Below are 12255 nucleotides of genomic sequence, written 5' to 3' on the forward strand. Positions count from 1 at the left end.
GGTAAGGGGCGCGTGGAACTGCGCACAGGGGGTCCGGGGGCGGAGCCCCCGGGAACGGGACGGGAAGGGGCGGCGGGGGCGAAAAACCGCGGGACCCGCCCGCGGCGAGCCCCTCGGCGGGACGAACCAGGCGGACCGCCGCCCGCCCGCCGCTCAGGAACAGCTCACCTCGTCCCCCCGCACCACACCGAACTCGCCCTGCCCCGGGTCCTCGGCGCGCACCTTGCGGACCTTCTCGAAGTCCGCGCCCGCGATCACCTTCAGCGTGGCACCCTGGCCCTTCACGGCGCGCAGTTCGCTGCCGGGGAGGGCCGCGGCGAGGGATTTCGCGGAGCGGTTCCAGCGGGGGTCGTGAACGACGACCGTGCGTTCCACGTTCCGCTCGGCCGCGTTGGCCGGGGTACGGGTGGTGCGGAAACCGGTCGCCGCCAGCGCCGCGTCCACGCGCCGGCCCAGGCCCACGGTCCGGGTGCCGTTCTCGACCTGCACGCGGATCTGCCGGGGGTCCACCGGTACCCGCAGCGCCGCGTCGGGCGAACGGCCCCCGGAGAGCGGCTGGTCCCGGCGCAGCGCGTCGAAGATGTGCCCGGCTTTGTCGGTGTCCCACTTCAGCGTCGATCCGACGCCCTTGACGACGTGGCCCATCTTCGCGATCGGCACCGTCGTGAACTCGGAGGAGGACGGCGAGAAGTTGCGCATCGCCCGGCCGAGGTCCAGCAGTTCGCCGGTGCCGAAGCCCCGGTCGGCACGGACCGAGCCGAGCACCGCGCGGGTCACGTCCCGGAACTTCATCGGGTTCAGCAGGATCCCGGAGGAGGTGGCGCGGTCCACCAGCGCCGCCAGGAAGTGCTGCTGGCGCCTCATCCGGCTGAGGTCGGAGGTGCCGTCCACATGCCGGGCACGGACGAACCGCAGGGCGTCACCGCCCTTGAGGGTGTGCCGCCCGGCCGGCAGATCGAGGCCGGTGTGGCCGTCCTTCAGCCGGCGGTCGGTGCAGATCTCGACACCGCCGACCACGTCGACCGTCTTCATGAAGCTGGTGAAGTCGACCTCGAGGTAGTGGTCGATCTTCACCCGGGTCATCTTCTCGACGGTGCGCACGGTCAGCTGCGGCCCGCCCTCGGCGTACGCCGCGTTCAGCTTGACCGGATGCCCCTCGTGCCGCTCTCCGCTCACCCGGTCGGTGTGCGGGGGCGTCTCGGCGTAGGAGTCGCGGGGCAGGCTGACCACGCTGGCGCGGTCCCGGTCCTCCGAGATGTGCACGATCATGATCGTGTCGGTGCAGTGACAGGGCGCCCCGCCGAGCCGGTACCTCTCCCGCTCCTTCTTGCCGATGCTCTCGCGGCCGTCGGTGCCGACGAGCAGGATGTTCGTCCCGTGACCGGCCTCGGGGCGGTTCTTCATGTCGCGGAACGGGTCGACCCGGGCGATGTCCTCGTCCAGGCCGCTGAGCACCGCGTGTCCGATTCCGGCGGAGGCGAGCACCACGACCGACAGGGTGGTGACCGTGCGCAGGGCCCAGCGCGGCTTACGGCGCGGGGCCGCGGAGGGCCGGACGCCCCGGCGGGGCTGCCGGGGAGGCTGCTGGGGTGCGGTGCGGGGCCGGGGGGACCGCGGCGGCGTGGGCAAGGGGGCACCTCCGGACGACGGCCGTGCGTGGCATCGTGAGCACCGTAGGCCGATACGATCTGCGGCCCGGGGCACGGCCCCCCGGCGCGCGCACCGGTGTCCCCCGTTCGCGGTAACGTGAGCCCCCTATGAACGCCAATCCCGACGTGCGGCTCCCCGCCGTTTCCGTGATCATGCCCGTCCTCAACGAGGAGCGGCATCTGCGTGGCTCGGTCCGCGCGATTCTCGCCCAGGAGTACGCCGGCGAGATGGAGGTCGTGATCGCCCTCGGTCCGTCCACGGACCGCACGGACGAGATCGCCGCCGAACTCGTGGCCGAGGACCCGCGGGTGCACACCGTGCCCAATCCGACCGGCCGTACCCCGGCCGCCCTCAACGCGGCGATCCAGGCCTCGCGTCATCCGGTCGTGGTCCGCGTCGACGGGCACGGGATGCTCTCCCCGGACTACATCGCCACCGCGGTACGGCTGCTCGAGGAGACCGGGGCGCAGAACGTCGGCGGCATCATGCACGCCGAGGGTGAGAACGACTGGGAGCACGCCGTCGCCGCCGCGATGACGTCGCGGATAGGTGTCGGCAACGCCGCCTTCCACACCGGTGGACAGGCCGGCCCCGCCGAGACCGTGTACCTCGGTGTGTTCCGGCGTGAGGCCCTGGAGCGGCAGGGCGGTTACAACGTGGAGTTCATCCGCGCCCAGGACTGGGAGCTGAACTTCCGCATCCGTGAGGCCGGCGGGCTGATCTGGTTCTCGCCGGAACTGAGGGTGTCGTACCGGCCCCGGCCGAGCGTGCGGGCGCTGGCCAAGCAGTACAAGGACTACGGCCGTTGGCGGCACGTGGTGGCCCGCTACCACTCCGGTTCCATCAACCTGCGCTACCTCGCCCCGCCGGCCGCGGTGTGCGCGATCGCGGCCGGGATCCTGGTGGGGGCGCTGCTCACGCCATGGGGTCTGGTGGTGCCCGGTGGGTATCTCGCGGCGATCGCGGCCGGGTCCGTACCGGCCGGCAAGGGCCTGCCGCTCAAGGCGCGGCTGCGGATCCCGGTGGCGCTGGCCACCATGCACATGTCCTGGGGCTGGGGCTTTCTGACCAGCCCGCGTTCGCTGGCGAAGAAGGTCATCGCCTCCCGGCGTCCCGCCGTCCACGCGGACGCGCCGGCCGCCTGACGGCACACGGAGTACCGAGGGGCCCCCGTCCCGGCCGGGACGGGGGCCCCTCGCGTTCACCAGCTGTAGGCCGGGTTGACGTGCATACAGGCCTTGTCGTCGGCCCCGTTGAGCGGCTTCGCCGACTCGGGGGTGGTGTCGTCCTCCTCGGGAGCCTCGTACCGCGTGCCCTCGCGCCAGTCGGCGCCCACCACGAGGGTGACCCCGGACACGTCGGTGGACCTCTTCACCTGACGCGCCGGGATACCGAGCGCCTCGGCGACGCGCCGGGCGTCGCCCTCCAGATCGGCGCTCGGGTAGTGCACCACCGTCCGCTTCTCGCTGACGGCGCCGACGGTGTCGGCGGTGGAACCGGTGAAGCCCTGCTCCCGCAGCAACCCGGCGATCGTTCCGGCCCGCCCGGGGGCGGCCGCGAGCATGTCGGTGCGGGTTCCGTTGCGGACCTGTACGGCGATGTCGGCGTCGTCGGCCGCCGGGTCGGACGGGGGCTTCTCCGCGGTCTTCTCCGGCTTCGCGTCCCTGCCGTCGAGGGCGATGTCCTCGCGCACCAGACGGAACAGCTTGTCGGCGTCCTCGGTCGGTTCCACGCGGGCGCCCACGTACCGGTTGGGCATCGTGGTCATGGTGATGCGCTCCGGCTTCACCGTGCGCAGCTCGTTGCTCAGGTCGTACAGCTTCTTCACGGTGTCGAGCCCGGGGTCGACGGTGAGCGCCTCGGTGGCCCGCTCGGCCAGTCTGCGGAGCTTGTTGGGGTTGCTCAGGGTGGCGTTCTCGCGCAGCTGGCGGACCATCGCATTCATGTACATGTGCTGCGCCCGGGCGCGGGCGAGGTCGCTGCCGTCCTCGAAGCCGTAGCGCGTACGCAGCCACTGCAGGGCCTGCTCGCCCTTGACGGGGTGGGTGCCCTTCTCCAGTTTCAGCCCGGAACCGTGCCCTTGGCCGTCGCGCGAGTGGATGTTGGCGTCGACGCACACCGGAACACCGCCGACCGCGTCGGCCATGGCCACCACCCCCGCGAAGTCGACCATGACGAAGTGGTCGATGTGGATGCCGGTGAGCTCCTGCCAGGTGGCCACGGTGCAGCCCGGACCGCCGTGTCCGAGGCTCTGGTTGGTCATCGTGCGCCCGTCGCTCGCCGGGTACACCGTTCCGTCGTCCGGGTCGGTGCACTTGGGGATCTCGACCAGGGTGTCGCGCGGCATGCTGATCACGGACATGTTGGTCCGGTCGGCGGAGAGGTGGACCAGCATCTGCACATCGGCGAGCGGTGCCGAGCCGAACGTCTCCCGGGCGCCGCCGAGTTGCTGGTTCTGCTCGGTGTCCCGCGCGTCGCTGCCGATGAGCAGGATGTTCAGCGGTGTCTGTCCGGCCGCGTTCGGCGTCGGCTTGGCGACCTTGTGGTCGCCCAGGTTCAGGGCGTCCTTCTTGATGTTGGAGTTCAGCTGCCGGTAGTAGACGTAGCCCGCCCCGGCAGCGCCGAGTATCAGCAGGGCGAGAACCGCGGCCGACCACTTGAGCAGCCGGCGGGCGCGCCGCGGGCGGGGTCCGCCGACGCCGGCGGGCGGGCCCTCGTCCGGACCCTGCGCGCGCTCCTCGTCACGGAGCGTCTCCCGCGTGGCGTTCTGCGTCACCTGGCTCCCCCGAGGATGCCCCGGCCTTCAGGCCGGGGTGGGGGTACCTCCCGCTTGCGGGGGAGAATCGGACCCCTGCGAAGCAGGGCAGGAAACGGGGTTTCGCCGTCAAGGCGAAAGACCGCCCACCCGGCCGGGTGAACTGCACGCCGTACGTTGCGAGAACCAAGCGCGTACGTCGTGCTGATCGAGAACCAAGACCGCACATGCACCTCCGAGCTTTGCCGTATGACCCCGGGCTGGTTTCAACCCGGCTGGTGCTGATCGTGGAAGACCTGTCGGGTCGCTGACCCGCAGGCGGCGTGAGCCAGGAATCCCCCTGCTTCAGCTGGGGGAGGATTCAATTCCCCCGTCCTTCCCACCCCTGGAAACTCCTCGCTTCGGTGAACAGGCCCGTCCTGCGTCCTGTTAGACGCACGACGGGCCCGTCAGTTGCCCCGGAATACGCGGTGACTTCAACGAATTCCGGCGACCGGGAGCCGTCCGTGCGGCCGCCGGGGCCCGTCTCCAGTGGCAGAGCGTCTCCAGTGGCAGGGCTCGCCGATATCCGTTCGGCCGCGGAGTGAAGGAACGCGACGGGACCGTCAGGTCTCTACTTGGCGCACTCCACCTTGTCCGCCGTGGACTTCTCGATGTCGTCCGGCGCCTTGTCCGGCGGTGTGAGCGACACCCCCGCACCCTTGAAGTCCTTGCCGAGGGTCAGTGTCATCGCGGGCACACCCTGGGAGTTGGTGACGCTCTCCCCGGGCTTCATCGCCGCTCCGGACAGCCCCATGATCTCGGCCAGCCGGCGTGCCTGGTCGGCCTGGTCGGGGGCGTACTCGAGGGTCGTCCTGGCCAGCTCCGCCGGGGCGTTGCCCGCGTTCTCCGACTTGGTGACACCCTGTTCGACCTGGAGCCAGCTGAGCGTCGACTGCGCGCTGCCCGCGGCGGCACCGCCGTTGAGGATCCGGACCCGGACCTCGGAGGCCGCCGACTTCTCGCCCTTCAGCCGGGCGGCGACCGCCGCCTTCTCCTTCTTCTTCTGCTGCTTGACCTCGGTGAACGACACGTCGTTGCGGATCAGGTCGAAGACCTCGGGGGCCTTCGCTTCGTTGAGGACGACGGTCGCCTTCACCGTCTCCGCCGGGTTGTCCAGCACCGGCACGGTGGTGAAGGTCAGGTTCTTGACGTTGAGCTTGCCCAGCTCCAGACCCAGGTCCTTGAGCTTGTTGATGCTGTCCAGTGTGGAGTCGACGGTGAGCGCCTTGGTGCCCGCCTCGGCCAGCTTGACCATCTTGCCCGGGCTGGTGAGCGTGTCGTTCGACTTGAGCCGGCGCATCAGCGCGCTCAGGAACTGCTGCTGCAGCCCGATCCGGCTCAGGTCGCCGCCCAGGCCCACCGAGTGACGGGTGCGCACGAAGGCCAGGGCTTCCTCGCCCTCGATGGTGTGGGTGCCCTTGGGCAGCTTCAGATGGGAGTCCGGGTCGTCGATGTCCTTGGCCAGGCAGACCTCGACGCCACCGACCGCCGAGGTCAGCGTCTTGACCGCGTTGAAGTCCGCCACCATGAAGTTGTCCGGCTTGATCCCGGTCAGCTCGGTCACAGTGCGCATGGTGCAGCTGGGCGTACGGCCGCTCTGGCCCAGGCTGGTGTTGAAGCGGACGCCGGTCTCGCCCGGGATGACCTCCTGGCTGCCGTCCTCCTGCTCCGTCGGGCAGTCGGGGATGTCGACTATCAGGTCACGCGGGATGCTCAGCGCGGTCGCGTTGGAGCGGTCCTTGGACACGTGCAGCAGGATCGTGGTGTCCGCGTGCCCCGCGCTGCCCTTGTCGCCGTAGCCCTCGTTGCCCGAGCCCGTGCGCTTGTCGGTGCCGATCAGCAGGATGTTGATCGCCTTGTCCTTGCTGAAGCCACCCGTGCCGGCGCCGTCGTCGGAAACGGTCGTGAGGTTGTCGTTCAGGTGCTCCAGATACAGATAGCCGCCCACGGCGGTGGCGAGCACCACGAACGCCATGGTGCCGCCGGTCCACAGCAGGACCTTCTTCGCCTTCGACTTCTTCTTCACCGGCCGGCGCCCGCGCCGCGCGGGCGGCTCCTCCGGCGCGCCCCGGCGCCTGCGCTGCGGCGGCACCTCCCGGTCCGGCGTCTCCTGCTCCGGCGTCTCCCGTCCCGGCACCGTGCGGCCGGACCGCTCGGAGGAACGCCCCGGTGCGGCCGAACGGCCACGCGGGGACTCCGGGCCGGGGCTTCCCCCGCCGGAGCGGCGCGGGCCCCGCGGGCCGGGGATCGGCGACTGCGCTGCGGAAGGGCCCAGTCGCAGTTCGTATTCGCCGGTGTCCGGATTGAGGACCCACTGGTCTGCGGGATCAACGTTCTCTCCCCGCCCACGGCTTTGCGCGTCCACGGTTGCTCGAATCCTCCGTCGGGGCCACGCGGCGCCTTACCCCTCCCAGGCGCTCGAGTCTTGGTCACACAGTGCGTGATCTCAGGACGGGCCTGAGGAACGGACGCACCGGAGCGCTCACACTAACGGTCCTGATCGTCCCAGGGCGACGGCGGTGACGAATTGCACGTCCTCACAAGGGGGCAATCCGCCCATTTCCCTGGACAAAGGTGTGTCATCCCGGAGTTGGTTTGGGGAGGGCTTTACGTACAGGTGTCCTCGGCGGCGGTGTTCCCCGGGAAAGTGGGTGCCGGGGAGGGGGTCCCGGACGGCTCCCCGGACTCGTTCTCCGTGGTCTTCCCGTCACGTTCCGTATCGACTCTCACCGGCTTGTCCGTGCGCAGCCGTTCGAACAGTTCCGCCGCCGCGGGCTGTGCGAGCTGGTCCCGATTGACGTCCCCGGTGTACGGCTCCCGGGGCAGGGTCAGGAACTGCACGTTTTCGGCGGGAATGTCACGCAGTCCGCGGGCGAGTTCGTACAGGCCCCGCAGGCTGGCCAGCCCCGGATCGGTGGTGAGGGAGGAGGTGGCCGCGTCCAGAACGGGATACAGCTTCACCGGATTCAGCAGAACGTCGGTGCCGAGCACCTTGTTGACGAGCGCGCCGAGGAACCGCTGCTGCCGTTCCATCCGGCCGGTGTCGCTGCCGTCGCCGAGGGTCTTGCGGGCGCGGACATAGCCGAGCGCCTGTTCACCGGTCAGCGTCACCCGGCCCGCCGGAAGTGTCAGCTTCGCGTCCTTGTCGTCGATGGGCTCGCGCAGGCACACCTCGACGCCGTCCACCGCGTCCACCATGTCCTTGAAGCCGTCGAAGTCGACGACCACGTGGTGGTCCACACGGATGTCTGTGAGTTTCTCGACGGTGCGGATGGTGCAGGCGGAACCGCCGACCTCGAAGGCGGAGTTGAACAACGTGAACATCGGTTCGGACCGTCCCCCATCCGGACGCCGGCAGTCCGGGACGTGCACCATCAGGTCCCGGGGTATCGACACCGCGGTGGCGCTGCGCCGGCCCGCCGAGAGATGCAGCAGGATCGCCGTGTCCGAGCGCTCGGTCCCCGGGTCCCGCCCGTAGCGGCCGTTCTCGTCCCCGGCGCGCGAGTCCGAGCCGATCACCAGAATGTTCTGGGCGTCCTTGACGAGCGCGGTGGGCCGGTCCTTCTCGAACCGCGCGAGTTCGGCCGCCGCCGCCTCGTCCGGCGTGATGTTCCCGTTCAGCTTCATGTACACCGCCCACCCGGCGGCCGCGGCGGCGACGAGCACGACGGCGACCGTCAGCCCGGTGGCGAGCGCCCAGCGCCGACGGCGCCGGGTCCGGCCCAGGCCGGTGGGCGAGGAACCCGTACCCGGGACCGGGGCAGGTCCGGCCCCCGGCCGCCCGGAGGGCGTGCCTGCGGTGTCGCTCATGGCCGGGTCCACCCCTCGCTGCGTACGGGACGGGACGGCGTACGGGTGTGGTGTGTGCCGCTTCCCACGACGATGACCCGGGCGTCGGGGGCGTGGCGGGTGCTGATACGCCGAACGGGGGACGGGGCGGCTCGCCGGCGAGGCGCCCCGGCGGTGGTGGGCGGCGTTGTGGGTGGGGTGATGGCGGGAGGCGTTGTGCGGCGGTGGTGGGAAGCGTTGTGGGGCGATGGAGGGAGGCGTGGTGGGGCGACGGCGGGAACGGTGGCGGGCGGTGGTGGGAGCGGTCAGCGGGGAACGGTGGCGGGGCGGTCAGCGGGCGATGACCGTCACCCGCTCGCTCTCCACCCGCTTGTCCAGGGCCTCGTCCCCGAGGCGGTCCAGGTTCCGGCACAGGACCACGGAGCCGCCGGTCGCCAGCGGTCCGTACAGACCCGTGTTCAGGCCCTCCCAGGTGTCGAACGACAGCCCCGACAGGATCCGCGAGGCCGGTCCGGTCAGACCGAGCTCCGGCGCCTCGGCCCGTGCCCGCTCGACCACCTCCGCCCCGGTGAACTCCCGGCCCGCCACGATCAGTGCCGGTTCCTCCGGGTCGACGGGCGCGTACGGCACGAACCGGTCGCCCTGCCCCGGCACCTCCACGGCGTAATCGGCGAAGCCCTCCGGAGGCTGCGGGAAGCGTCCGCCGAGCGGCCGGAGCGCCAGCGCGATCCGGGAGCCCGGGCAGGCCCGCGCCGCCTCCAGCGACTCCGGCTCCGGACCGCTCACGACCACGTCCGCCGCCGCCGCGTCGCCTGCCACGTCCGCGACCACGCCCACCGACGCGCAGGCCAGCAGCCACACCGCCGTCTGCCAGTGCGCGGGCAGCAGCAGCGCCACCCGGTCGCCGGGTTCCACGGACAGTTCGTCCTGGAGGAGGTTCGCCGTCTTGGCCACCCAATTGGCGAAGGTGGCCACGGACAATTCGACACGTTCGCCCGTGGCGTCGTCGTAGAAGGTCACCAGGGGGCGTCCCGGGTCCGCGGCGAGGGCGGAACCCAGCAGGTCGGCAGCGGTGCGGTCGGTGGCGTTCACCCGCGCAAGAGTACGCCGCCCCGCTCCCGCGCACCGTCCGCCCGGTGCACCGGTTCGGCGGAACCCGCTCCAACAGTCCGTCAATTCCCCGATGGACAGATTTGTCTGACTATGTTCAAGATCAGGGGCATGCGTGGAATTCTTGCTTCCTCAATCGGTGTCACCTGCGCCGCCGCCCTCGCCCTCCCGCTCGCTCCGCCCGCCGTCGCGGCGGACGCGAGACCGGCGACGACGGCGGAAGCGGCCACGCGCGCAGCGATGACGGCCCCGTCCGACGTCCCCGGCAGCACCCAGTCGCTGCCCCTGGGACCCCTCACCCATGACCGTGCCTCCGGCACCTCCGTCATCGGCCTCGCCCCCCGTGCCGTACGGCACTTCTCCCTCCTCGGGGTCGTCTGGGACGACTCCGGGGCCGAACTCCACGGCCGCGTCCAGGTCCGTACGCGCGCGGTCGGCACCGGTGGCTGGTCCGACTGGCAGGACGTCGAGACCCACTACGCCGACCACGCGGCCGATCCCGGCTCCCCGGAAGCCGCCTCGGGGCGGGTGCGGGGGGCCACGGCGCCGCTGTGGGTGGGGGAGTCGGACGGTGTGGAGGTGCGGGTGCGGCCGGAGCCCGGGGAACCCGGCGCGGACCACTCCGGGGCCCGGGAGGCCGGTGCCGGCGCATCCCCGGCGTTGCCGTCCGGGATGCGGCTCGAACTCGTCGACCCCGGGGAAGCGGACGCCGCCGCTCCGGCCCCGGGCGAGGCCGCGGACGGCCGTGCGGCTGCCCTGAGCGCCGGGGCGATCGCCGCCTCCGAGGCCAACGCCGGGCTCGCCCCGCCCGGCGCCACCGAGATTCCTGCCCTGGACGCCGAGCGGACCCGGCAGGACCTCGTCACCCTGCGCGGGCCCGAACTGACCGAGCAGCAGCGTGCCAAGCCGTACATCGGGCCGCGGCCCGCCATCGTCACCCGGAGTGGCTGGGGGGCGAACGAAGGTCTGCGGGAGAAGAAGTTCACGTACACCGGCAAGGTCAAGGTCGCCTTCGTCCACCACACCGCCTCCGGCAACAACTACACGTGCTCCCAGGCGCCCTCACTCATCCGCGGCTTCTACCGGTACCACGTCAGCAGCCTGGGCTGGCGGGACATCGGCTACAACTTCCTCGTCGACAAGTGCGGGAGGATCTACGAGGGCCGGGCCGGGGGAGTGGCGAAGGCCGTGAAGGGCGCTCACACCATGGGGTTCAACAGCAACTCCACCGGCATCGCGCTGATCGGTTCCTACGGCTCCAAGAAGCCGTCGAAGTCCGCCGTGAAGGCGATCTCCCGGCTCACCGCCTGGAAGCTGGGACTGCACGGCATGAATCCGCGGGCCAAGACATATCTGACGTCCGGCGGTGGCAATCTCTACCGAAAGGGCAAGAAGGTACGACTGAACGTGATCTCCGGTCACCGGGACGGGTTCAACACCTCGTGCCCAGGGGGGAAGCTGTACAAGAAGCTCGGCACCACGCGCTCCAAGGCGGCCGGTTACCAGGGCCGCTGAGGCGGGCCGGGCGTCCCTCCTGCCGGGGAACGGTCTGCATACACTGGCCGGCCGAAAGACAGTTCGGCCGGTCCCGGCAGGAAGCAGAGACGACAGGTGACAGAAGCGATCCTCCTGGTCGGCGGCAAAGGCACGCGACTGCGACCGCTCACGGTGCACACGCCCAAACCCATGCTTCCCGCGGCCGGGGTGCCCTTCCTCACGCACCAGCTGGCGAGAGCGAGAGCGGCGGGCGTCGAGCACATCGTCCTGGCCACGTCCTATCTGGCCGAGGTCTTCGAGCCGTACTTCGGCGACGGGTCGGCGCTGGGGCTGCACATCGAGTACGTCACGGAGGAGGAGCCGCTCGGTACGGGCGGCGCCATCCGGAACGTGGCGTCCCGGCTGCACTCGGGGCCGGACGAACCGGTCCTCGTCTTCAACGGGGACATCCTCACGGGGCTGGACATCCGGGCGCTGGTGCGGACGCACGAGACGACGGGGGCGGATGTCTCGCTGCACCTCACGAAGGTGACGGACCCTCGGGCGTACGGGCTGGTCCCGACCGACGGGACGGGGCGGGTGCTCGCCTTCCTGGAGAAGCCGCAGACCCGCGAGGAGATCGTCACCGACCAGATCAACGCGGGGGCGTACGTCTTCCGGCGCTCCGTGATCGACACGATTCCGGCGGGGCGGGTGGTGTCGGTGGAGCGCGAGACGTTCCCGGGGCTGCTCGCGGCAGGGGCGCACCTGCAGGGGATGGTCGACTCGACGTACTGGCTGGACCTGGGGACGCCGGCGGCGTTCGTACGGGGCTCGGCGGACCTGGTGCTCGGGCGAGCCCCGTCTCCGGCGGTGCCGGGACGCTGCGGTGACCGTCTGGTGCTGCCCACGGCGACCGTGGCGGCCGACGCGAAGCTCGCGGGCGGGACGGTGGTGGGCGAGGGCGCGTTCGTGGCGGAGGGCGCGCGCGTCTTCGGCAGCACGATCCTTCCGGGGGCCGTCATCGAACCGGGCGCGGTCGTCACCGACTCGCTGATCGGGACACGGGCGAGAGTGGGCGAACGGTCCGTCCTCACCGGCACGGTCATAGGCGACGGCGCGGTCATCGGCGCGCACAACGAACTCCGGGAGGGCGTCAGGGTCTGGTGCGACGCGACCATCCCAGCGGGCGCCCTCCGATTCTCGTCGGACCAGTAGGGCGGGTGCGGCTGGCCGGTCGTATGCCTGCGGCGCCGGCGTCCCTTCGGTGGGGGCGGGTGTAGCACCCGGGCCGGCGGCCGAGCCGCGGCCACCGCCGCTCCCGCGGCCGAGCTGCGCCGCGGCCACCGCCGCTCCCGCGGCCGAGCTGCGCCGCGGCCACCGCCGCTCCCGCGGCCGAGCTGCGCCGCGGCCACCGCCGCTCCCGCGGCCGA

8 protein-coding genes are annotated in these 12255 nt (G+C 71.4%); 3 read left to right on the forward strand and 5 right to left on the reverse strand.

The window, feature by feature from the left end; all coding sequences use genetic code 11:
• Positions 1–153: 153 nt before the first annotated feature.
• The gene (locus ACIF9R_RS27620) at positions 154–1629 is read right to left on the reverse strand and encodes an LCP family protein (RefSeq protein WP_399985078.1); all 1476 of its coding nucleotides are present in this window, start codon (positions 1627–1629) and stop codon (positions 154–156) included.
• Positions 1630–1757: 128 nt separating this feature from the next.
• On the opposite strand from ACIF9R_RS27620, the gene ACIF9R_RS27625 reads away from it, so the two are divergent.
• Positions 1758–2795, forward strand: coding sequence for a glycosyltransferase family 2 protein (locus ACIF9R_RS27625; protein ID WP_399985079.1), 1038 nt, complete (start codon positions 1758–1760; stop codon positions 2793–2795).
• A 56-nt stretch (positions 2796–2851) separates the two neighbouring features.
• Here the strand turns inward: ACIF9R_RS27625 and ACIF9R_RS27630 are convergent, their stop codons facing one another.
• The 4 genes from ACIF9R_RS27630 to ACIF9R_RS27645 form a co-directional block, all read right to left on the reverse strand.
• On the reverse strand, positions 2852–4426 hold the full coding sequence (locus ACIF9R_RS27630; RefSeq protein ID WP_399985080.1) for an LCP family protein: 1575 nt from the start codon (positions 4424–4426) through the stop codon (positions 2852–2854).
• Positions 4427–5018: 592 nt separating this feature from the next.
• The gene (locus ACIF9R_RS27635; RefSeq protein ID WP_399985081.1) at positions 5019–6812 is read right to left on the reverse strand and encodes an LCP family protein; all 1794 of its coding nucleotides are present in this window, start codon (positions 6810–6812) and stop codon (positions 5019–5021) included.
• A 242-nt stretch (positions 6813–7054) separates the two neighbouring features.
• Positions 7055–8257 (reverse strand): LCP family protein, encoded by a 1203-nt coding sequence (locus ACIF9R_RS27640; protein WP_399985082.1) that lies wholly within the window; start codon positions 8255–8257, stop codon positions 7055–7057.
• A gap of 309 nt (positions 8258–8566) precedes the next feature.
• Complete coding sequence (locus tag ACIF9R_RS27645) at positions 8567–9328, reverse strand: TIGR03089 family protein (protein ID WP_399985083.1); 762 nt, start codon at positions 9326–9328, stop codon at positions 8567–8569.
• 129 nt (positions 9329–9457) lie between these two features.
• Here ACIF9R_RS27645 and ACIF9R_RS27650 point away from each other — a divergent pair, with 129 nt between their 5' ends.
• Together ACIF9R_RS27650 and ACIF9R_RS27655 are read left to right on the forward strand one after the other, a co-directional pair.
• Complete coding sequence (locus tag ACIF9R_RS27650) at positions 9458–10861, forward strand: peptidoglycan recognition protein (protein ID WP_399985084.1); 1404 nt, start codon at positions 9458–9460, stop codon at positions 10859–10861.
• 96 nt (positions 10862–10957) lie between these two features.
• Positions 10958–12040 (forward strand): sugar phosphate nucleotidyltransferase, encoded by a 1083-nt coding sequence (locus ACIF9R_RS27655; RefSeq protein WP_399985085.1) that lies wholly within the window; start codon positions 10958–10960, stop codon positions 12038–12040.
• Positions 12041–12255: the final 215 nt, after the last annotated feature.

Source organism: Streptomyces sp. NPDC086080, from assembly GCF_044540255.1.
Taxonomy (GTDB): Bacteria; Actinomycetota; Actinomycetes; order Streptomycetales; family Streptomycetaceae; genus Streptomyces.

What these genes read in the sequence shown, in the direction of transcription:
- ACIF9R_RS27650 (WP_399985084.1), top strand. Translation starts at nt 9,458, where the DNA reads ATGCGTGGAATTCTTGCTTCCTCAATCGGTGTCACCTGCGCCGCCGCC.
- ACIF9R_RS27640 (WP_399985082.1), bottom strand. Translation starts at nt 8,257, where the DNA reads ATGAGCGACACCGCAGGCACGCCCTCCGGGCGGCCGGGGGCCGGACCT.
- ACIF9R_RS27625 (WP_399985079.1), top strand. Translation starts at nt 1,758, where the DNA reads ATGAACGCCAATCCCGACGTGCGGCTCCCCGCCGTTTCCGTGATCATG.